The 18,862-nt window shown below is 71.0% G+C and carries 24 protein-coding genes; 13 read left to right on the top strand and 11 right to left on the bottom strand.

The genetic code is table 11. The features are described from left to right. Nucleotides 1-41: 41 nt before the first annotated feature. From HNR67_RS04695 to HNR67_RS04680, 4 genes are all read right to left on the bottom strand, one after another. On the bottom strand, nucleotides 42-311 hold the full coding sequence (locus HNR67_RS04695; protein ID WP_185000891.1) for a hypothetical protein: 270 nt from the start codon (nucleotides 309-311) through the stop codon (nucleotides 42-44). Between the two features lie 36 nt (nucleotides 312-347). Next, nucleotides 348-1,487 (bottom strand): N-acetylglucosamine-6-phosphate deacetylase, encoded by a 1,140-nt coding sequence (gene nagA, locus HNR67_RS04690; RefSeq protein ID WP_185000890.1) that lies wholly within the window; start codon nucleotides 1,485-1,487, stop codon nucleotides 348-350. After that, a complete protein-coding gene (locus tag HNR67_RS04685) occupies nucleotides 1,487-2,416 on the bottom strand; it encodes an ROK family protein (RefSeq protein WP_312986430.1) in 930 nt (309 codons plus the stop codon). Before HNR67_RS04685 ends, nagA begins: the two co-directional genes overlap by 1 nt. 265 nt (nucleotides 2,417-2,681) lie before the next feature. Continuing rightward, nucleotides 2,682-3,305, bottom strand: a complete 624-nt coding sequence (locus HNR67_RS04680; protein WP_185000889.1) for an RNA polymerase sigma factor — start codon at nucleotides 3,303-3,305, stop codon at nucleotides 2,682-2,684. Between the two features lie 149 nt (nucleotides 3,306-3,454). On the opposite strand from HNR67_RS04680, the gene HNR67_RS04675 reads away from it, so the two are divergent. After that, nucleotides 3,455-3,739: a YciI family protein gene (locus tag HNR67_RS04675; protein ID WP_185000888.1), complete on the top strand. Its 285-nt coding sequence runs from the start codon at nucleotides 3,455-3,457 to the stop codon at nucleotides 3,737-3,739. Nucleotides 3,740-3,789: 50 nt separating this feature from the next. On the opposite strand, the gene HNR67_RS04670 is transcribed toward HNR67_RS04675, so the two are convergent. Then, complete coding sequence (locus HNR67_RS04670; RefSeq protein WP_185000887.1) at nucleotides 3,790-4,725, bottom strand: aldo/keto reductase; 936 nt, start codon at nucleotides 4,723-4,725, stop codon at nucleotides 3,790-3,792. Between the two features lie 83 nt (nucleotides 4,726-4,808). Between HNR67_RS04670 and HNR67_RS04665 the strand changes: the two genes are divergently transcribed. Next, a complete protein-coding gene (locus HNR67_RS04665; protein WP_185000886.1) occupies nucleotides 4,809-5,360 on the top strand; it encodes a hypothetical protein in 552 nt (183 codons plus the stop codon). Here the strand turns inward: HNR67_RS04665 and HNR67_RS04660 are convergent. Next, nucleotides 5,335-5,916, bottom strand: a complete 582-nt coding sequence (locus tag HNR67_RS04660; protein ID WP_185000885.1) for a TetR/AcrR family transcriptional regulator — start codon at nucleotides 5,914-5,916, stop codon at nucleotides 5,335-5,337. The two genes, HNR67_RS04665 and HNR67_RS04660, sit on opposite strands and share 26 nt — an antisense overlap. Before the next feature lie 92 nt (nucleotides 5,917-6,008). Here HNR67_RS04660 and HNR67_RS04655 point away from each other — a divergent pair, with 92 nt between their 5' ends. Further along, nucleotides 6,009-6,689 (top strand): alpha/beta fold hydrolase, encoded by a 681-nt coding sequence (locus tag HNR67_RS04655; RefSeq protein WP_185000884.1) that lies wholly within the window; start codon nucleotides 6,009-6,011, stop codon nucleotides 6,687-6,689. A 262-nt stretch (nucleotides 6,690-6,951) separates the two neighbouring features. On the opposite strand, the gene HNR67_RS04650 is transcribed toward HNR67_RS04655, so the two are convergent. Beyond that, nucleotides 6,952-7,335: a hypothetical protein gene (locus tag HNR67_RS04650; protein WP_185000883.1), complete on the bottom strand. Its 384-nt coding sequence runs from the start codon at nucleotides 7,333-7,335 to the stop codon at nucleotides 6,952-6,954. Between the two features lie 187 nt (nucleotides 7,336-7,522). On the opposite strand from HNR67_RS04650, the gene fbaA reads away from it, so the two are divergent. Genes fbaA through HNR67_RS04630 form a run of 4 tightly spaced genes read left to right on the top strand, consistent with a single transcriptional unit; the run spans nucleotide 7,523 to nucleotide 10,678 of the window. Then, nucleotides 7,523-8,557, top strand: a complete 1,035-nt coding sequence (gene fbaA, locus HNR67_RS04645; RefSeq protein ID WP_185000882.1) for a class II fructose-bisphosphate aldolase — start codon at nucleotides 7,523-7,525, stop codon at nucleotides 8,555-8,557. Nucleotides 8,558-8,562: 5 nt separating this feature from the next. Further along, complete coding sequence (locus tag HNR67_RS04640) at nucleotides 8,563-8,982, top strand: DUF3151 domain-containing protein (RefSeq protein WP_185000881.1); 420 nt, start codon at nucleotides 8,563-8,565, stop codon at nucleotides 8,980-8,982. A gap of 21 nt (nucleotides 8,983-9,003) precedes the next feature. Continuing rightward, nucleotides 9,004-9,600 carry an SRPBCC family protein gene (locus tag HNR67_RS04635; protein ID WP_185000880.1) on the top strand — a complete coding sequence of 199 codons (597 nt, stop codon included), beginning with the start codon at nucleotides 9,004-9,006 and terminating at the stop codon, nucleotides 9,598-9,600. 4 nt (nucleotides 9,601-9,604) lie between these two features. Further along, a complete protein-coding gene (locus HNR67_RS04630) occupies nucleotides 9,605-10,678 on the top strand; it encodes an FUSC family protein (protein WP_312986425.1) in 1,074 nt (357 codons plus the stop codon). A gap of 14 nt (nucleotides 10,679-10,692) precedes the next feature. On the opposite strand, the gene HNR67_RS04625 is transcribed toward HNR67_RS04630, so the two are convergent. The 3 genes from HNR67_RS04625 to HNR67_RS04615 form a co-directional block, all read right to left on the bottom strand. Beyond that, nucleotides 10,693-10,944, bottom strand: a complete 252-nt coding sequence (locus HNR67_RS04625; protein WP_185000879.1) for a hypothetical protein — start codon at nucleotides 10,942-10,944, stop codon at nucleotides 10,693-10,695. A 99-nt stretch (nucleotides 10,945-11,043) separates the two neighbouring features. Beyond that, nucleotides 11,044-11,682 carry an HNH endonuclease family protein gene (locus tag HNR67_RS04620; protein WP_185000878.1) on the bottom strand — a complete coding sequence of 213 codons (639 nt, stop codon included), beginning with the start codon at nucleotides 11,680-11,682 and terminating at the stop codon, nucleotides 11,044-11,046. A 115-nt stretch (nucleotides 11,683-11,797) separates the two neighbouring features. Continuing rightward, nucleotides 11,798-12,364, bottom strand: a complete 567-nt coding sequence (locus HNR67_RS04615; protein ID WP_312986423.1) for a hypothetical protein — start codon at nucleotides 12,362-12,364, stop codon at nucleotides 11,798-11,800. A 183-nt stretch (nucleotides 12,365-12,547) separates the two neighbouring features. On the opposite strand from HNR67_RS04615, the gene HNR67_RS04610 reads away from it, so the two are divergent. The 6 genes from HNR67_RS04610 to HNR67_RS04590 all read left to right on the top strand — a co-directional run bounded on the left by HNR67_RS04610 (nucleotide 12,548) and on the right by HNR67_RS04590 (nucleotide 17,630). Continuing rightward, nucleotides 12,548-13,837, top strand: a complete 1,290-nt coding sequence (locus HNR67_RS04610; protein WP_185000876.1) for an adenylosuccinate synthase — start codon at nucleotides 12,548-12,550, stop codon at nucleotides 13,835-13,837. 76 nt (nucleotides 13,838-13,913) lie between these two features. Beyond that, on the top strand, nucleotides 13,914-13,994 hold the full coding sequence (locus HNR67_RS46605) for a putative leader peptide (protein ID WP_407645171.1): 81 nt from the start codon (nucleotides 13,914-13,916) through the stop codon (nucleotides 13,992-13,994). 86 nt (nucleotides 13,995-14,080) lie between these two features. Then, a complete protein-coding gene (locus HNR67_RS04605; protein WP_185000875.1) occupies nucleotides 14,081-14,860 on the top strand; it encodes an ABC transporter permease in 780 nt (259 codons plus the stop codon). Further along, complete coding sequence (locus HNR67_RS04600; protein WP_185000874.1) at nucleotides 14,830-15,531, top strand: ABC transporter ATP-binding protein; 702 nt, start codon at nucleotides 14,830-14,832, stop codon at nucleotides 15,529-15,531. The genes HNR67_RS04605 and HNR67_RS04600 overlap by 31 nt, the downstream gene beginning before the upstream one ends. Then, on the top strand, nucleotides 15,515-16,516 hold the full coding sequence (locus HNR67_RS04595) for an ABC transporter substrate-binding protein (RefSeq protein ID WP_185000873.1): 1,002 nt from the start codon (nucleotides 15,515-15,517) through the stop codon (nucleotides 16,514-16,516). Before HNR67_RS04600 ends, HNR67_RS04595 begins: the two co-directional genes overlap by 17 nt. A gap of 10 nt (nucleotides 16,517-16,526) precedes the next feature. Next, nucleotides 16,527-17,630: an LLM class flavin-dependent oxidoreductase gene (locus HNR67_RS04590; RefSeq protein ID WP_185000872.1), complete on the top strand. Its 1,104-nt coding sequence runs from the start codon at nucleotides 16,527-16,529 to the stop codon at nucleotides 17,628-17,630. Nucleotides 17,631-17,703: 73 nt separating this feature from the next. Here the strand turns inward: HNR67_RS04590 and HNR67_RS04585 are convergent, their stop codons facing one another. Then, entirely contained in the window at nucleotides 17,704-18,843 is a 1,140-nt protein-coding gene (locus HNR67_RS04585) for a glycerophosphodiester phosphodiesterase (protein WP_185000871.1), read from the bottom strand. Nucleotides 18,844-18,862 lie beyond the last annotated feature (19 nt).

Below are 18,862 nucleotides of genomic sequence, written 5' to 3'. Positions count from 1 at the left end.
CGCCGCCACTCAGCAGCGACAGACCCCAGACCCGGAGGTGATCACCAAAGTGTCAGCACACCGATGACCGCACCCGCGGCCAGCCCCAGCAGCACAGCGAACAACAGCAGCACCCAGGCCGGGAGTGACGGCGGTGGCAGGCCGATGCCGCGGGCCGAGGTGAACCGGTCCGTCGGTCCGGTGTCGTTGCTCAGCGGGAGCACCGGCATCGGCGGGAACGGAGCCTCGGCCGGAGGCATGCTCGGGCTGCCCGCTGCCTGGGCGCGCAGGGCGTCAGCGAGCAGCTTCTCCGGATTGTCCGAGGCGGCCACGCCAACACCGTAGTGCGGTGTGCGGCAGATGCGCGCTCAGGACACCCACTCGCCGCGGTGCAGTACCCGGGTGGGCCGGAGTCCGGCGTCCAGCACGACCAGGTCGGCGGCCAGGCCCGCGCTGATCGAGCCGGTCACCTTGGTCAGGCCGAGCAGGGCCGCGGGGCGGGTCGAGCAGGCGGTTGCCGCGTCGGTGACGCTGAGGCCGCACTCCAGGACCAGGTTGCGGAAGGCCGCGTCCATGGTCAGGGTGCTGCCGGCCAGTGAACCGCCGCCGGCAAGCGTTGGCACGCCGTCGGTCACGGTGACCTCCAGGCCGCCGACGTCGTACACGCCGTCGCCGACCCCGGCGGCCGCGATGGCGTCGGTGATCAGGACGGTGCGCCCGAGCCCGGCGTGCCGGGCGGCGAGCCGGATCGCGGTCGGGTGCAGGTGCACCAGGTCGCAGATCAGTTCCACGGTCACCCGCTCGTCGTCCAGCAGGGCGCCGATCGGGCCGGGCTCGCGGTGGTGCAGTGGGCGCATGCCGTTGAACAGGTGTGTGGCCACGCTGGCTCCGGCGTCCACCGCGGGGCGGACCTGGGCCTCGGTGCCGTCGGTGTGGCCGATGGCGGCGATGACCTCCTGGTCGACGAGCTGGCGGACGGCTTCCACGCCGTTGTCCAGCTCGGGGGCCAGGGTCACCATCCGCACGGTGCCGCGACCGGCGTCCAGCAGGGTCTGCACATCGGCCTTGGCCGGTGGGCGCAGGATCGCCGGGTCGTGCGCGCCGCAGCGGGCCGCGGACAGGAACGGGCCCTCCAGGTGCACGCCCGCGAGCAGGCCGTCCTGGGTCAGTTCGGCCAGCGCCGCGATCTGCCGGGACATGGCCGGGATGGACCCGGACACCAGGCTCCCGAGCAGGGTGGTCGTGCCGTGCCGCCGGTGCGCGGTGGCGGCCTTGAGCACCCGTTGCTGGTCGGGGTTGGAGAACGATTCGCCGCCGCCGCCGTGGCAGTGGATGTCCACGAACCCGGGGACCACCCACTGACCGGTGACGTCGACGACCTCCTCGGTCGCCCGCTGACCGTTGGACGAGCCCGCGCCGACCTCGGTGATCAGTCCGCCCTCGACCCGAACCCAGCCGTCATCGAGCACACCGCCAGGAGTGACGACCTTGCCGCCGACGAGTTTCATCAACCCTCCAACAGGTCCATGGCCAGCAGCGCGGCTCCGAGGCAACCTGCCTCGTCACCCAGCGCCGCCAACCGCAGTTCGGGTCGGCGCTGGAACGAGACCAGCTCGTCCAGCCGGTCGCCAAGGGGGGCGAGCAGCAGCTCACCCGCCATGGCCAGGCCACCACCGAGGACCACGGCCTGCAACCCGAGCAGGGTGGTCAACAGGATCACGGCCTGGGCCAGTGCCTCGACCGCCTCCGCCCAGACGGCGGCGGCGTCGGGATCGCCCGCGCGGACCGCGTTGGCGACATCGATCGCACCGCGCACGGGGCGGCCGGTGCGTTCGGTGTAGCGGCGGGCCACCGCTGCGGAGGAGGCGCGCAGCTCCAGGCAGCCGTGCTGGCCGCAGCCGCACCGCTCACCGGCGCCGAGGGAGAGGTGGCCGACCTCGCCCGCGTAGCCGCCGCCGGAGTGCAGTCGGCCGCCGAGCAGCAGGGCGGCGGCGATACCGGTGCCGATGGGCATGACCACGGCGTCGGTGAAACCGCGCGCCGCGCCCAGTCGCGCCTCGGCCAGGCCGCCCGCGCGCACGTCGTGGTCGAAGACGACCGGCAGGCCGAGGCGTTCGCGCAAGGCGGCGCGGAACGGGTAGTCGCGCCAGCCGAGGTTGGCCGAGAACACGCCCACCCCGGCCTCGGCGTCGACGATGCCCGGCACCACGACGCCGACCGCCTCGATCGGGTTGGCCGACTCGGCCGACCAGGTCTTGACCAGGTCGGCGATCAGGCTGACCAGGGCGTCCGCGGTCTCCGCACCGGTGGCGCCACGCGGCGTGGCCCGCCGCAGCCGGTCGACCAGCACGGGCGCGGCGGGGTCGCCCTCGACCAGGGCTGCCTTGATGTCGGTGCCGCCGACGTCAACGGCGACCACGGTTCGCGAGCTGGGCACAACTCGAATCCTGGGGCATGCGACGACTCTGGTCTAGACCTCTGCGCGAACGACGCCCACGGGAATGCCACAAATTGCGCGTGAGAGCGATTCCAAGCGCGATTTCGCGTGCTCGGGCTGCCGAGGCGCCGAGGCCGCGGCCGACACCCCGGGACCCGACCGGACCCCGCACGCCGGGTGGTGAGGACAGCCAGGAAGGCGATGGCAGCGACGTCCGCGCAACCGGCGCCCCAGCGTGGGCGACGCCCACGCGGCGAGCGCGGCCTCAGCCCTTGAGCACCTTCTGCAACGCGTCCAGGGCGCGGCTTGCGGTGGACTTCACCGTGCCGCGGGAGATGCCGGTGGACTCGGCGATCTCCTGTTCGGACAGGCCGCCGTAGTACCGCAGCACCAGCACCTCGCGCTGGCGGGGCGGGAGCTGGCCCAGGGCGCTGACCACGGCCTGGTGTTCGGCGGTCAGCATGGCCAGGGACTCGGCCGAGCGGGCCGTGGTCAGGTGCGGTGGCTGGTACTCGCGGGCGGTCTTGCGGCGGCGGAGTACCGAGCGGCTGCCGTTGACCACGGCGGTCCGCAGGTAACCGACGGCCGCCGCGCCGTCGCGCAGACCGCCCCAGTTGCGGTGCAGGCCGGTGAACGCCTCCTGCACGACGTCCTCGGCGGTGGCCGGGTCGTCGACCAGCAGGATGGCCAGGCGGACCAGGCGCATGCGGTGCTGGCGGTAGAGGTCTTCCAAGGTCAAAGGCGCTTCGGGAGCCTGGACACCACTGGTCTGTGGTGTGTTGCCGTCCAGGGTCCGGAGATGGCTGAAGGTGCGCTCGACCGTCGCTTCGACGTTCGGCGCCTGATTTCCGGTGGCACGGCTGTCCCCGCGCGGCGCGTCCCAACCCACGCACAGAAGGTACCCGCGCTGGTCAAGGGCTGGCGATCTCGGTGCCTGGGATCACCTCCCCGGGCAGGGCCCGGCGGCGGGGCCCGCGAGTAGCGTCGGCGTGTCGTCCCGCCTGCCGGCGGGGCTGGGTTCTGCCGAGGAGGGGCGCGATGGCGCGGTTCGTGGTGGAGTGGGTCTTCGGGACCAACCGGGACGAGCGGCTGGCGGTCCGGCCCGCACACCGGGAGTGGGCTGCTGAGCAGGCCAAACAGGGGGTTCTGCTGGCCGGTGGGCCGTGGGCCAACGACACCGGCGCGCAGGTCGTGCTGGAGGCGGCTGACCGGGACGAGCTGGCCAAGATCCTGGACAGCGACCCCTACGCCTCGGCCGACGTGATCGCCGAGACCCGGATCCGGGAGTGGACCGTGGTCACCGGCGCGTGGGTCACCGGCTGAGCGCACGCCCGCGTCCCGGCGGCCGGAACTGGCCGCCGGGAACCCGGTGACTAGCGGGCGCTGGCCTCGGTGAGCCGCTGGATCTCGCCCTCGGCCAGCTCCAGGGTGGCCGCGCCGAGCAGGTCGTCGAGCTGTTCGACGGTGCGCGCGCTGGCGATCGGGGCGACCACCGTCGACTGGGCGCCCAGCCAGGCCAGCGCCACCGAGGCGACCGAGCTGCGGTGTGCGGCGGCGAGTTCGTCCAGCACGGCGAGCACCCGCAGGCCACGCTCGTCCAGGTAGGCGCCCGCACCGGCGGCGCGTGGGCTGTCCACCGTGACGCCGGGGCGGTACTTGCCGGTCAGGAAGCCCTTGGCCAGGCCCCAGTACGGCACCGCGGACAGGCCCTCGATGGCCACCAGCGCCGCGAGCTTGCCCTCGTAACCCTCGCGTTCGACCAGGTTGTACTCGGGCTGGAGCGCGACGTAGCTCGCCAGGTTCTCCCGCTTGCTGATCTCCAGCGCCTCGGCCAGCCGGTCGGTGTCGTAGTTGGAGGCGGCCAGGTACCGGACCTTGCCTTCCTTGACCAGCTCGGTGAACGTGCCCAGCGTCTCGGCCAGCGGAACCGTGCTGTCGTCGATGTGCGCGTAGTACAGGTCGATGTGCCCGGTGCCCAGCCTGCGCAGCGACCCCTCCACGGCGACCTTGATGTTGGCCGCGGACAGGCCCTTGGCGGTGGGCAGCTGACCGACCTTGGTCGCGATCACCAGGTCGTCGCGGCGACCGCGGCGGGCCAGCCAGCGGCCGATGACGGTCTCGGACTCCCCGCCCGAGTTGCCCTCGGCCCAGACCGAGTACACATCCGCGGTGTCGATGAAGTTCCCGCCAGCCGCCGCGTAGGCGTCCAGCACCGCGAACGACTGCTGCTCGTCCGAGGTCCAGCCGAACACGTTGCCACCGAGGCAAAGCGGGTAGACGTCCAGGTCACTCGTGCCGATTCTTGCCACGACCTAAGCAAACACCCTGCTCGACGGCGACATTCCGGGTATTCGCTTGGACTTTTCGATTTGACACTGCTGGGCTGACCGGCATGCGTTCCACCCGTTTCTCCACGGGCGGCCTGATCGTGGCTGTGCACTGGTCCGCCCCTGGCGAGTCCGCCGAGCTGACCGAGCACCAGGGTGAGGGCCGGTTCGAGCCGGGCCAGACCAGCACGGTGCACCTGGTCGCCGGCCGTGCGGGCGCGCCACCCGGCCTCGCGCTGGCCCTGACCTACGCGCCGACCGACGAGGTCTGCCTGCCCGCGATCCACCTGATGCCCTCGGCCGAGACCCTCTTCGTCGGCGCCGGGCGGGACCTGCTGACCTACGCGCTGACCCCCGGCCAGGTGCGCCGGGTGGACCAGGACGTCGCCGAACTGGGGTTCTTCGGCTGGGCGCAGCACGGCGACCTGGTGCTGGGACGGGCCGAGCTTGGACTGACCGGCTGGTCCGCGGACGGACAACGACGCTGGTCGGCCTGGGCGGAACCGCCGTGGGACTACCGGGTCGACGGCGACCGGGTGCGCCTGGACGTCATGGGCCAGGCCAGCGAGTTCGCGCTGCTGGACGGGCCGGTCAGCCGGACCAGCCGAGCGCGGTGAGCACCAGGTCGACCGCCTGCGCGGCGAAGCCAGGGGGTGGCTGTTCCTGGCGGAGCAGGACGCGGGTCCACATCGCGCCGGCGAGCAGGTCCACCACGAGCTTCGGATCGATGTCCGCGGCGATCTCGCCACGCTGCCGCGCGCGGTCGAAGATGACGAGTTCACCGGCCAGGCGGTCGGCGAAGAACTCGTGGGCCAGCCGGGACAGCACCGGGCGGCCCGCGGCGGTCAGTGCCGCGGTGATCACGGACGCGCTGGGCTCGGTGGTCAGCAGCCGGAGCACGTGGCCGGTCAGGGCGAGCAGGTCGCCGCGCAGGGTGCCGGTGTCGGGGGCCGGGAGTTCCAGCAGGGCCGAGTTCAGCAGGGCGGCGCCGAGCAGCGCGTCCTTGTCCGTCCACCAGCGGTAGATCGTGGTCTTGTGCACGCCGCTGCGTGCGGCCACGCCCTCCATGGTCAGGCCGTCGTAGCCACGTTCGGCCAGCAGCTCCAGGGTGGCGGTGAAGATCGCCTGCGCCTGGCGGGGGCCGTCGCCAGGCCGGCGTGCCGCGTTCACCATGCGGAAAACACTACGCGACGTTGCGTTGCGCCGGGTGGTCGACGTAGCTTCGAATGCAACGCGACGTTGCGTTGCATTCGAAGGGGGTGGGCATGACGCCGATTGTGCTGGTGCACGGGATCCGGGTCAGCGGGAGCATGTGGCTGGCTCAGCGGGCGTTGTCAGGGGGAACCGTTGTGCGGGCTCCTGACCTGCCGGGACACGGGACCCGGCGAGGTGAGCGGTTCACCGTGGCCGGGGCGGTCGAGGTGATCAGGGCGGCCATCGACGAGGTCGGCGGGCGGGCGGTGCTGGTCGGGCACTCACTGGGTGGCTACCTGGCCATCGCCACCGCGGCCGCGCACCCAGAACGGGTGGCCGAGCTGATTCCGGTGGGCTGCACCCTGCGACTGACCCCTGCCCTGGTCCGGCCCTATCGGTGGGCGGCCGCGGCGCTGGCGGGGCTGCCGGATGGCGGGCTCGCACTCACCACCCGGCTGGCGCGGCTGGTCCTCGGGGCCGGACCGGGTGCGGCCTTCACCTCGGGCGGGGTGTCGCACGCGGCGGTGCCTGCGGTGCTCGACGGGCTGCTGGGCCTGGACCCGCTCGCCGACCTGCGGCGTTATCCGGGGCCGGTGCGACTGGTCAACGGCGCCCGCGACCACTTCCGGGCAGACGAGCGGTTGTTCCTGGCCGCCTGCGGCAACGGCAGGCTGGACCTGGTGCCCGGCGCCGGACACCTGCTGCCGCTGACCAAGCCCCGCGAACTGGCCGCGCTGATCACGCAGCCCTGAGCACGCAGCCCCGGTCACCCCGCGCTGGTCACGCTGAGCTGGTCGCCCCGCCGATCACGCAGCTTGATCACGCTGGGCTGATCACCCCACGCTGGTCACGCCGTGCCGGTCACGCCGTGCCGGTCACGCCGTGCTGATTGCGCAGCGCCGGTCACCTCGCGCTGGTCACCCCGCACTGGTCACGCCGGGCCGGTTACGCCGCGCTGATCGCGCAGCCCGGATCACCCTGCGCTGATCCTCCGCGCTGGTCACCCCGCGCCAATCACTCCGGCGGCCAGCGCTTGATGAACTCCAACAACGCCTTGCCCTCCGCGGTCAGCTCCTTGCCCTTGCCCTTGCAGTCGGGGCAGGCCGGGTGGGTGTTGGCCGTCTTGTGCGCGCGGGTGATCACGTTGTCGCCCTCGCGCAGCTCGATGTACTCCTGGAACGGGATCACCTCGGCGTCGGCGGCCTTGCTGGTGGCCAGCGCCTTCAGTTCCTCCCACTCCTCCTTGAGGTCGGCCAGCTTCTGGGCCACCGGGGCCGAGCGGACGAACTGGGCCGCACGGCGGCGCAGGCGCAGTTCCTCCTGGCTCAGTTCTTCCGCTCCCGGTTCGGTGTTCTTCCCGGTGCCCGAGCACCTGGGGCAGGGCACGTCCCAGCTCATCTCCACCTCCGGCGCCGGTGGCGGGGCACTAGGTCACCACCGGCACCCGGAAGACTACCGAGAGTTCGAGGAATTCAAGATCGACCCACCGGGGGAACTTCCGGCTAGCGCCGCCGTGTGACGAAGGCCGCTGTGCCGCCTCGTAGGATGTGGCACGCACAAAGGCGCCCATGAGGAGGACGGTTCGATGCCGATCGCAACCCCCGAGGTCTACGCGGAGATGCTCGACCGGGCCAAGGCGAACGAGTTCGCCTACCCGGCGATCAACGTGACCTCGTCGGAAACCCTCAACGCCGCGCTGCGGGGCTTCGCCGAGGCCGAGAGTGACGGGATCGTCCAGGTCTCCACCGGTGGTGCCGAGTTCCTCTCCGGCACCAAGGTCAAGGACATGGTCACCGGCGCCGCGGCGCTGGCCGAGTTCGCGCACGTGGTGGCCGCGAAGTACCCGGTGAACATCGCGCTGCACACCGACCACTGCCCCAAGGACAAGCTGGACGGGTTCGTCCGGCCGCTGATCGCGATCTCCGAGGAGCGGGTGGCCAGGGGCGAGAACCCGCTGTTCCAGTCGCACATGTGGGACGGCTCGGCGGTGCCGCTGGAGGAGAACCTGGTCATCGCCACCGAACTGCTGGACCGTGCGGCCAAGGCCAAGATCATTCTTGAGCTGGAGGTCGGCGTGGTCGGCGGCGAGGAGGACGGCGTCGACAACGAGATCAACGACAAGCTCTACACCTCGCCTGAGGACTACCTGCAGACCGTGGAGGCCCTCGGTATCGGCGAGAAGGGCCGCTACCTGCTGGCCGCGACCTTCGGCAACGTGCACGGCGTCTACAAGCCGGGCAACGTCAAGCTGCGGCCGGAGATCCTCAAGCAGGGCCAGGACGTGGTGTCGGAGAAGCTCGGCCTGCCAGCCGGGTCCAAGCCCTTCGACCTGGTCTTCCACGGCGGCTCCGGCTCGCTGCTGGAGGAGATCCACCAGGCGGTGACCTTCGGTGTGATCAAGATGAACATCGACACCGACACCCAGTACGCCTTCACCCGGCCGATCGCGGCGCACATGTTCAGCAACTACGACGGGGTGCTCAAGATCGACGGCGAGGTCGGCAACAAGAAGGTCTACGACCCGCGCAGCTACCTCAAGGCAGCTGAGCAGGGCATGGCCGCGCGCATCGCGCACGCCTGCGAGAACCTGAAGTCCGCCGGCCGCATGATCGCGGGCTGACCGCCATGACCCAGTTCGGCAACCTCTTCGGCGGCCCGCCCGACACCCTGCTGCCGGAGCGGCCCGGTCCGCAGTCGGCATTGGACTCGGGCAAGGACCCCTCCGAGGTGGCGCGGGAGTTCCCGGACTTCAGCGCTGCCTGGGCCGCACTGGCCGAGCGGGCGCTGGCCGCCGGTGACCCGGTCACCGGCTACGCCTACGCCCGCACCGGCTACCACCGCGGTCTCGACCAGCTCCGCCGTGCGGGCTGGAAGGGCCACGGCCCGGTGCCGTGGTCGCACGCGCCCAACCAGGGCTTCCTGCGGGCGCTGGCCGCACTGGCCAGGTCCGCGGGCGAGATCGGCGAGACCGAGGAGCACGAGCGGTGCGCCACCTTCCTCGCCGACTCCGACCCGGCCGCGCCCGCCGCGACCGGCCTCGCCTGAACTGAACTGACGGAGCGACCCGTGCCCGGCAACGACTACGCATTCCACACCCGCTGGTCGGTGCCGGGCCGGGTGGCCGAGGTCGCCGACGTGCTCTTCGACCCGGAGGACCTGGTCCGCTGGTGGCCGTCGGTGTACATGGACGTCCGCCGCGCCGCCGAGGGCGACGAGCGCGGCATCGGCTCCGCCTTCGACCTCTACACCAAGGGCTGGCTGCCCTACACGCTGCGCTGGCGGATGCGGGTGGTCAGCCACGACCAGGCGACCACCTCCACCTTCACCGCCGAGGGCGACCTCGACGGTGAGGGCGTGTGGCGGCTGCGCCAGCAGGGCGACCGGGTCGAGGTCGACTTCGACTGGCGGGTCCGCGCGGACAAACCGCTGTTACGGCTGGGCTCGCCGGTGTTCAAGCCGGTGTTCTCGGCCAACCACAACTGGGCCATGGCCAAGGGCCTGCGCAGCCTGGAACTCGAACTGGCCCGCCGGGCCGCGGCCAGCGCGGCCGAACGGGAGGCGGTGCCGCCCCCGCCGGGCCGCTCGGCGAGCACCCCGCTGCTGGCCGGACTCGCCGCCGCCGCGCTCCTGGCGTTCGCGGTCCTGCGCAGGAGGCAGACTTAGCCGCGTGCACCGGGTACGCGAGGAGCTGAGCCGTCGACTGCTGCGGTTGCGGCGCACCGCGTTGCCGATCCTGCACAGCGCGATCAGCGCCGGGATCGCCTGGCTGATCGCGGCGGATCTCATCGGGCACGCCCGCCCGTTCTTCGCCCCGATCGCCGCGGTGATCTGCCTCGGCGTCTCCCTCGGCCAGCGGCTGCGGCGGGTGGCCGAGCTGGTGGCCGGGGTGAGTATCGGCATCGGCGTCGGCGACCTGCTGATCCTGCAGATCGGGTCCGGCACCTGGCAGATCATGCTGGTGGTGGCGCTGGCGCTGATCACGGCGGTGCTGCTGGACAGCGGCACGGTCATCGCCATGCAGGCCGGATCCTCGGCGGTGCTGGTCGCCACGTTGCTGCCACCGGGTGATTCCGGCGGTCTGGACCGGATGGTCGACGCGCTGATCGGCGGCCTGGTCGCGCTCGCCGTGGCCGCCCTGCTGCCTGCCAACCCGCTGACCGTGGCGCATCGCCAGGGCAAGGTGCTGCTCGGTGAGCTGGCCGCCGCGTTGCGCGCGGTGGCCGAGGCGGTGACCGGGCGGGATCCGGGCCAGGCGGCCGCGGCGCTGAGCCGGGCGCGCAAGACCACCAAGGCGTTCGAGGACTTCCGCACCGCGCTGGACACCGGCGCGGAGATCGCCCGGATCGCGCCGATCCGCTGGCGCCGCCGGGCCGACCTGGAGAACTACCTGGCCGCCGCGGTCCCGCTGGACCACGCCATGCGCAACACCAGGGTGCTCATCCGGCGCGCGCTGGCCGCGTTGCGGGACGGTGAGCCCGCGCCTGCCGAGCTGCCAGTGGTGCTGACCAAGCTCGCCGACGCGGTCGACCTGCTGCGGGCCGAGCTGGCCGCCGGTGACGAGCCCCTCGCGGCCCGCCAGCTGGCCCTGGAGGCGGCGAAACAGGCCAGCGTGGCCCTCATCGGCGAAGGCGGGTTCTCGGTGCGTGTGGTGGTCGCTCAGCTGCGTTCGCTGGCGGTCGACCTGCTCCAGGCCACCGGGGTCAGCCGGGACGACGCGATCGCGGCGCTGCCGCCACTCTGAGATCAGCCGCCGCTCTAACCGATCGGGCGATTCAACACCGCGGCCAGCGTGCGGTGCAGCGGCTCGTGGTCCTTGGCGTCGTGCAGGTGGGTGCTGCCGCCGGTGAGCCGGTACCACTCCTCGGCACCCTCGTAGGTGACCAGCGTCGTCACCTCGCCGGCCGGATCGCAGCGGGTCAGCAGCTCGAGATCACCGGTGATCACGCCGACGTCGTCGGTCATCACACCACCGGGTCCGGCCTTGAACAGGGTTCGCAGTTCCTCCACGACACACCCTCCCTGGGGTCGCTCCTCGCGGCAACGTAGCGCCAAGTACGGCACTCGGCCATCCGCGAGGAGCGGGGTACCCAGGGCAGCACGGGTGAATCAGCAGCCGTTGAGCATGCCGCTGAGCGCGCCCTTCTCCGCCGAGGTCACGGTCAGCCCCCAGGCGTGCTTGGCGCCGGTCCACATCCGGGCGTAGGTGCAGTGATACGAGCCCAGCGGCGGCTTCCACAGGTCGGGGGTCTTGTCGCCCTTGGCCTGGTTGACGTTGTCGGTGACCGCGATGAGCTGGGAGTTGGTCAGGTCGTTGGCGAACCGCTGGCGCTTGGCCGTGTCCCAGTTCGCCGCGCCGGCGCGCCAGGCCGCGGCCAGCGGCACGATGTGGTCGATGTCCACATCACTGGCCGCGGTCCAGGTCGCGCCGTCGTACGGGCTGTACCAGGAGCCCGAGGTGGCCGCGCAGCTCGCGTTGACCTGCACGTTGCGGCCGTCCCGCTTGAGCACGGTCTCCCGGGTGTTGCAGGCGCCCGAGATGGTGATCCAGTGCGGGAACTTCTCCCGCGAGTAGCCGGTCATCGAACCGGCAGGGGCCACGGTCAGGCCGTTGAGCCAGGTCCGGGCGGTGCTCGCGCTGGGGATGTTCGGCGGTTCCGCGCCGGCAGGGGCGGACAGACCGAGCGAGATCGCCGCGGTGATCAGCAGGGTGGTGAGCAGGGCCCTGATGGGGCGTGCGCCGTTCACTCCAACCTCCAGGTGGTGGGGGTGATCACGTCTACGACATGACCGTCACCCACTGGAGTGACTTACGCAACACGAAAAGGTGACAGCGGGATGGCTCCCCGCTGTCGGCCCGATGTCAGCCCGCGCGCACCAGCCGCAGGTCAGCGGTATGGCGGTACCAGGTCCACTTCTCCATCAGGCGGGCATGGGGGACGCCATCCCTGAGCACCGTGGCCGGCTCGCAGGCCAGCTGCAGTGCGCGACCGGGCTGCACGATCGTGCGTCGCCCGAACAGGCCCCGCCGACGCACCCGCACCAGCAGCCCCTCGCCACCCGCCGGATCAGGGCGCACCGTCAGCCGGGTGGCCGTGCCCTTGAGCACGTGCACGTCGTCGCAGTAGGCCGAGCCCTTCACCGGACTGATCTCGCCGTGCCCGAGCAGCACCCCGCCCACGTCGTCGCGCAGCAGCGGCACGCCAACCGGACCATCGCCCACAGCGACCCGCCAGGCCGCGTCCAACTCGGTCGGCAGACCCCACAATCGGGCGATCCGGCTACTCGGATCGGTCGGCAGGTAGCCCAGCGTGACCTCGCCGAGCCGGTCCTGACGCAGCACCCGCAGCACCACCGCGGCGAGATCCGCGTCACTCCCGTGCACCAGCAGCCGAGCACCGTCCAGCTCGGCCAAAAGGGGATCTACCACGTCTTTTGCCGGTAAAGCCGGTCCCGAACGCAGTGAGATACCCTCACGTTCGGTCAACGTTTGCAACTCTGCGTCGACGTCGTCGTTTCCGCAGGACAGGGCTAGTACACGCACGTTCCGCTCCTGGTTTAACCTCAACCACCGGCATCAGCCTGTCAGAAGCCGGACCTCGGGGAGTTTCCAATGCCTGCCATCGTCCTGATCGGCGCCCAGTGGGGCGATGAAGGCAAGGGCAAGGCCACCGACCTGCTCGGTGAGCGCGTCCAGTGGGTTGTCCGATACCAGGGCGGCAACAACGCGGGTCACACCGTGGTGCTGCCCGACGGCCAGGACTTCGCCCTGCACCTCATCCCCTCGGGCATCCTCACCCCCGGTGTCACCAACGTCATCGGCAACGGTGTCGTGGTCGACCCCGGTGTGCTGCTGGAGGAGCTGTCCGGGCTGGAGGACCGCAAGGTCGACACCTCCGGCCTGTTGATCTCCGCGGACGCGCACCTGATCATGCCGTACCACGTGGCCATCGACCGGGTTACCGAGCGCTACCTGGGCAAGGCCAAGATCGGCACCACCGGCCGCGGCATCGGCCCCGCCTACCAGGACAAGCTGGCCCGCGTCGGCGTCCGGGTGCAGGACCTGCTCGATGAGAAGATCCTGCGGCAGAAGGTCGAAGCCGCGCTGGACTTCAAGAACCAGGTGCTGGTCAAGGTCTACAACCGCCGCGGCCTGGACGCGAACCAGGTGGTGGACAGCGTGCTGGAGCACGGCGCCAAGTTCGCCCACCGCATCGCCGACACCCGCCTGCTGCTCAACCAGGCCCTGGAACGCGGCGAGACGGTGCTGCTGGAGGGCTCGCAGGGCACCCTGCTCGACGTCGACCACGGCACCTACCCGTTCGTGACCTCCTCGAACCCGACCTCCGGCGGCGCCGCGGTCGGTTCGGGCATCGGCCCCACCCGGATCACCACGGTGATCGGCATCCTCAAGGCCTACACCACCCGGGTCGGCTCGGGTCCGTTCCCGACCGAGCTGCACGACGAGATGGGCGAGCGGCTGCGCAAGACCGGCGGCGAGTTCGGTGTGACCACCGGCCGCTCCCGCCGCACCGGCTGGTTCGACGCGGTGATCGCCCGCTACGCCGCCAGGGTCAACGGCATCACCGACTACTTCCTCACCAAGCTGGACGTGCTCTCCGGGCACGACACCATCCCGGTCTGCGTGGCCTACGAGGTCGACGGCCAGCGGGTGGAGGAGATGCCGATGACCCAGACCGACGTGCACCACGCCAAGCCGGTCTACGAGGAGCTGCCCGGCTGGTTCGAGGACATCAGCCACTGCCGCAGCTTCGAGGAGCTGCCTGCCAACGCACGGTCCTATGTGGAGCGTCTGGAGGAACTCTCCGGCGCCCGCATGTCGGCCATCGGCGTCGGCCCCGGCCGCGACCAGACCATCGTGCGGCACGAGATGACCCCCTGAGCAAACGATCCCGGACACTGGGAGCCTGACCGCCCGCCGTTGACATGATCACGGCTGGGCGGTCAGGCTCTTTTTCATGACCCAGCGCACGGAGCTTGTTGCGCGGCTGCACGTCGACCTGCGACGGCACGCCAGCGCCCTCTGTTGTCCGCGCTGAGCTTTTCCCTTCTGCTCTGACTTCGTGACGGCCTTCGCCGTCCGCTTTCGCCTGCCCTTGTTCTCCCCGCGTCCGGGAGCCCCTTCATGTCTGTGTCCACTGTGGACAAAAAACGGCCACGCCGTTGGCTGAGCCCGGTGGCGATCGTCCTGCTCTGGCAGCTGGCCAGCACCACCGGCCTGCTGCCACCGGACAAACTCGCCGCCCCGCTGACCGTGCTGAGTTCCGCGGTCGAACTCGTGCTCAGCGGCGAGCTGCTGACCGCGTTCGCGGTGTCCCTGCAACGGGTTGTGCTCGGCTTCGCCATCGGATTGTTCGCCGGACTGGGCCTCGGCCTGCTCGCCGGGGTGTCCCGGTGGGGGGACGCGCTGGTGGACCCACCGGTGCAGATGCTGCGCACGCTGCCCTTCCTCGGGTTGATCCCGTTGCTGATCCTGTGGTTCGGCATCGGCGAGGCACCCAAGATCGCGCTGGTCGCGCTCGGCGTGACCTTCCCGATCTACCTGAACACGCACGCCGGGATCCGCGGTGTGGACCGGCGGCTGATCGAGGCCACCACGGTGCTCGGCTACACCGGCTGGGAGCGGATCCAGCACGTGGTGCTGCCCTCGGCGCTGCCGCAGACCATGGTCGGGCTGCGCCAGGGGCTCAGCGTGGCCTGGCTGTCGCTGGTGATCGGCGAGCAGGTCAACGCCGAGGCCGGCCTCGGCTACCTGATCAACAACGCCAGGGAGTTCCTGCGCACCGACGTGATCGTGGTCGGGCTGCTGGTCTACGCGTTGCTCGGCCTTGGCACCGACGCGCTGGTGCGGGCACTGGAGAGGAGGGCACTGGCATGGCGGCACAGCGTGACCACGGTGCACTGACCGTTCGCGGGCTGCGGAAGGTCTTCGGCGAACGGGTGGTGCTGGACGATCTCGACCTGGACATCGCGCCGGGGGAGTTCGTGGGACTGTTGGGGCGCAGCGGTTCCGGCAAGTCCACCCTGCTGCGGGTGCTGGCCGGGCTGGACACCGGCTACACCGGCGAGGCTGGCGTGCCGGGCACGGTGTCGGTGGCCTTCCAGGAACCGAGGTTGCTGCCCTGGCGCAAGGTCGGGCAGAACGTCTCGCTCGGGCTGCGCCGTCCGGACGCGACCACGGTGGCCGCCAAGGCACTGGCCGAGGTCGGGCTCACCGGGCACGCCGACGCCTGGCCGCTGACCCTCTCCGGCGGTGAGGCGCAACGGGTCTCGCTGGCACGCGCGCTGGTCCGGGAGCCGGACCTGCTGCTGCTGGACGAGCCCTTCGGCGCGCTGGACGCGCTGACCCGGCTGGCCATGCACCGCCTGGTGCGGGAGTTGTGGCTGGCGCACCGGCCCTCGGTGCTGCTGGTCACCCACGACATCGACGAGGCACTGCGTCTTGCCGACCGGATCCTGGTGCTCGCCGACGGACGCATCATCGCCGAGCACCGGACCGAGGGCGCCGACCTCGCACACCTGCGCGAGCTGGTGCTCGCCGACCTGGGAGTGATCGATCATGAACTGGCGCGATGACTGGCTGACCCTGTTGCGGGACAAGCGAACCCGGCTGGCCGGGGTGATCGTCTCGGCCCTGCTGCTCTCGGGGTGCGCGCCGGGTGCGGCGGAGTCCGGCGAGCTGGTGCTCAAGGTCGGCGACCAGAAGGGCAACTCGCAGTCGCTGCTGAGCGCGGCCGGGCTGCTCAAGGACCTGCCGTACAAGATCGAGTGGTCCACCTTCACCAGCGGTCCGCCACTGCTGGAGGCGGCCTCGGCCGCGGCCATCGACCTCGGCGGGGTCGGCAACACACCGCCGATCTTCGCCGCGGCGGCCAACGCGAAGATCACCGTGGTGGCCGCGGCCCAGGGCGATGCCAGCAGTGATGCCATCCTGGTGCCGGAGGGCTCGCCGCTGACCGACGCGGGTTCGTTGCGCGGCAAGCAGATCGCGGTGGCCAAGGGCAGTTCCGCGCACGGTTCGCTGCTGCTGGTGCTGCAACGCGCCGGACTCCAGCTCAGCGATGTGAAGCCGGTGTTCCTGGCCCCGGCCGAGGCATACGCGGCCTTCACCCAGAAGCGGGTGGACGCCTGGGCGGTCTGGGATCCCTACACCTCGCAGGCGTTGCTGGAGGCCAAGGCGCGGGTGCTGGTGGACGGCGCGGGCGTGGCCAACGGCTACAGCTTCCAGGTGGCCAGCCGGGCCGCGCTCACCGACAGCCGCAAGACCGGCGCGATCAAGGACTACCTGTCCCGGTTGGCCAAGGCACAGCGCTGGTCGGACGCGCACCGGCCGGAACGGGCCAAGACCTGGGCCGAGGAGACCGGGCTGTCGCTGCCGGTGGCCACCGCCGCGGTGGACCGAGGGGTCGACCTGTACGTGCCGCTGGACGCCGGGGTGATCAAGTCCGAGCAGGAGCTGGCGGATGCCTTCACCGCGGCGAAGGTGTTGCCCGGCAAGGTGAACTTCGCCGAGTTCGTGGACACCCGGTTCGACGCCGACACCCAGACCGCGCTGAAGTGAGAGGACCGGCATGAGCGTCGCACTGCACTGGTTCCTGCCCACCGCGGGCGATGGCCGCACCGTGCTGGACCGCTTCCACAACTCCACCGACGGCGGCGCGCCGGCGCACCGGCCGCCCGACATCGACTACCTTGCCCAGATCGCGCACGCCGCGGAGAAGCTCGGCTTCACCGGCGTGCTCACCCCGACCGGCACATGGTGTGAGGACGCCTGGCTGACCACGGCCGCGCTGATCAGGGAGACCCGCAGGCTCAAGTTCCTGGTCGCCTTCCGGCCAGGCGTGCTCTCCCCGACCCTGGCCGCGCAGATGGCCGCGACCTACCAGCGCATCTCCGGCGGTCGGTTGCTGCTCAACGTGGTCACCGGCGGGGACACCGTGGAGCAGCGCCGTTTCGGCGACTGGCAGGACCACGACCAGCGTTACGCCCGCACGGATGAGTTCCTGGCGCTGGTGCGCGCGATCTGGGACGGCAAGCCGGTGGATCACGAGGGTTCCTTCTACCGCACCGAGGGCGCCACCCTGCTGGCCCCGCCGGACCCGCTGCCGACGGTGTACTTCGGCGGGTCCTCCGAGGCCGCGCTGCCGGTGGCGGCCAAGCGCGCGGACGTCTACCTGACCTGGGGCGAGCCCCCGGCTGCGGTGGCCGAGAAGATCGGCCGGGTGCGCGAACTGGCTGCGGCGCAAGGCCGGGAGCTGCGGTTCGGCATCCGGTTGCACACCATCACCAGGGACTCGGCCAAGGACGCCTGGGCCGAGGCCCAGCGGCTGCTCGACGCACTCGACCCGGCGGCGGTGGCCAAGTCGCAGCAGGCGCTGGCCGCCAGTCAGTCGGTCGGGCAGCAGCGGATGGTGGCCCTGCACAACGGAAACCGGGACGGCCTGGAGGTCGCGCCCAACCTGTGGGCCGGGATCGGCCTGGTCCGCGGTGGCGCGGGCACCGCGCTGGTGGGCAGCCACCGCGAGGTCGCCGACCGGATCGAGGAGTACCACGCGCTGGGCGTGTCCGAGTTCATCCTGTCCGGCTACCCGCATCTGGAGGAGGCCTACTGGTTCGGCGAAGGGGTCCGCCCCGAACTCGCCGCCCGTGGCCTGCTCGGTCAAGAGTGGGACTGAGCCGGGGGTGAGGAAAAAGCAGCGGCGCCGCTCGGCCTGGTGAACCGAGCGGCGCCGCTGTTGCCTTGTCAGCTCAGCGCTTGAACGTGCTGCGCGCCTCGATCGCGGTGTCCGGGTTGTCGGCGAACACGCCGTCCACCCCGGCCTTGAAGTACGCCTCGTACTCGGCGAAGGCGTTGCCGTGCACCGAGGGCGCCCCTGGCAGCCGCATGTTCGGCGGCAGGAAGTTGTTCTCGCTGCGGAAGGTGTACGGGTGCACCTTCAGGCCGACCTTGTGCGCCTCCGGCACCAGCTGGGTCGGCGAGGTCAGGTTCCCGTCCGCGCCACGCGGGATCACCATTTCCTTGTACGGCCCGATGCCAGCGGCGTACCCGGAGATCTCCTTGAGCCCCTTGGGGGTCACCAGGTCGGCGTAGGTGCGCTTGTCGCCGGAGACCACGAAGTCATACGGCGCGCCCGCGGAGTCCAGCAGCTGGATCAGCGGCACCCGCAGCTCGCGGCTGAGCGCCTTGAGGTTGCCCACCTCGAAGGACTGCACGAACACCTTGGCGGAGCGGTGGTTGAGCCCGTTCTTGTTCAGCGTGCGCACCAGCGCCGGCTCCAGCGGGAGCTTGATGGTGCGGAAGTAGGTGGGGTGCTTGGTCTCCGGGTACACCCCGATGTCCCGCCGCAGCTCCAGCGACAGCCGGGCGCGCAGGTCCAGCACCTCCTGGAAGGTGGGCACCTGGAACCGGCCGTCGTAGATCACGTTGTTCGGCCGGAACTGCGGGATGCGCTCCTTGGCCCGCAGCGTCTTCAGCTCGGCCAGGGTGAAGTCCTCGGTGAACCAACCGGTCAGGCTGGTGCCGTCGATCACCTTGGTCGCCTTGCGCCCGGCGAACTCCGGGTGCGCGGCCACGTCGGTGGTGCCGCTGATCTCGTTCTCGTGCCGGGCCACCAGCACGCCGTCCTTGGTCGAGACCAGGTCCGGCTCGATGTAGTCAGCGCCCATCCGAGCGGCCAGCTCGTAGGAGGCCAGGGTGTGCTCCGGACGGTAGCCCGAAGCCCCGCGGTGGCCCACCACCAGCAACTTCTCCGGCTTCTTGCCGAATGACAGGTCGATGTTCACCTCCAGGGCGGTGGCAGGGGCGGCTGCCAGGGTGCTGCTGCCCAGCACGGCGAGCGCCATGGCGGCGACGCTGACGAGCCGAAGTGCCCGTAACGGATGAGACATCGTGCTGACCTCCTCGTTC

Source organism: Crossiella cryophila, from assembly GCF_014204915.1.
In the GTDB taxonomy this organism is placed as follows: domain Bacteria; phylum Actinomycetota; class Actinomycetes; order Mycobacteriales; family Pseudonocardiaceae; genus Crossiella; species Crossiella cryophila.
Note: the sequence above shows the minus strand (reverse complement) of the source record. Positions and strands in the feature narration are given on the sequence as shown.

Excerpts from the sequence above, each read along its gene's own strand:
- HNR67_RS04655 (WP_185000884.1), top strand. The coding sequence starts at position 6,009 with ATGACGCCGATTGTGCTGGTGCACGGGATCCGGGTCAGCGGGAGCATG.
- fbaA (WP_185000882.1), top strand. The coding sequence starts at position 7,523 with ATGCCGATCGCAACCCCCGAGGTCTACGCGGAGATGCTCGACCGGGCC.
- HNR67_RS04595 (WP_185000873.1), top strand. The coding sequence starts at position 15,515 with ATGAACTGGCGCGATGACTGGCTGACCCTGTTGCGGGACAAGCGAACC.
- HNR67_RS04650 (WP_185000883.1), bottom strand. The coding sequence starts at position 7,335 with ATGAGCTGGGACGTGCCCTGCCCCAGGTGCTCGGGCACCGGGAAGAAC.
- HNR67_RS04610 (WP_185000876.1), top strand. The coding sequence starts at position 12,548 with ATGCCTGCCATCGTCCTGATCGGCGCCCAGTGGGGCGATGAAGGCAAG.
- HNR67_RS04605 (WP_185000875.1), top strand. The coding sequence starts at position 14,081 with ATGTCTGTGTCCACTGTGGACAAAAAACGGCCACGCCGTTGGCTGAGC.
- HNR67_RS04640 (WP_185000881.1), top strand. The coding sequence starts at position 8,563 with ATGACCCAGTTCGGCAACCTCTTCGGCGGCCCGCCCGACACCCTGCTG.
- HNR67_RS04665 (WP_185000886.1), top strand. The coding sequence starts at position 4,809 with ATGCGTTCCACCCGTTTCTCCACGGGCGGCCTGATCGTGGCTGTGCAC.
- HNR67_RS04590 (WP_185000872.1), top strand. The coding sequence starts at position 16,527 with ATGAGCGTCGCACTGCACTGGTTCCTGCCCACCGCGGGCGATGGCCGC.
- HNR67_RS04585 (WP_185000871.1), bottom strand. The coding sequence starts at position 18,843 with ATGTCTCATCCGTTACGGGCACTTCGGCTCGTCAGCGTCGCCGCCATG.
- HNR67_RS04600 (WP_185000874.1), top strand. The coding sequence starts at position 14,830 with ATGGCGGCACAGCGTGACCACGGTGCACTGACCGTTCGCGGGCTGCGG.
- nagA (WP_185000890.1), bottom strand. The coding sequence starts at position 1,487 with ATGAAACTCGTCGGCGGCAAGGTCGTCACTCCTGGCGGTGTGCTCGAT.
- HNR67_RS04675 (WP_185000888.1), top strand. The coding sequence starts at position 3,455 with ATGGCGCGGTTCGTGGTGGAGTGGGTCTTCGGGACCAACCGGGACGAG.
- HNR67_RS46605 (WP_407645171.1), top strand. The coding sequence starts at position 13,914 with ATGACCCAGCGCACGGAGCTTGTTGCGCGGCTGCACGTCGACCTGCGA.
- HNR67_RS04660 (WP_185000885.1), bottom strand. The coding sequence starts at position 5,916 with ATGGTGAACGCGGCACGCCGGCCTGGCGACGGCCCCCGCCAGGCGCAG.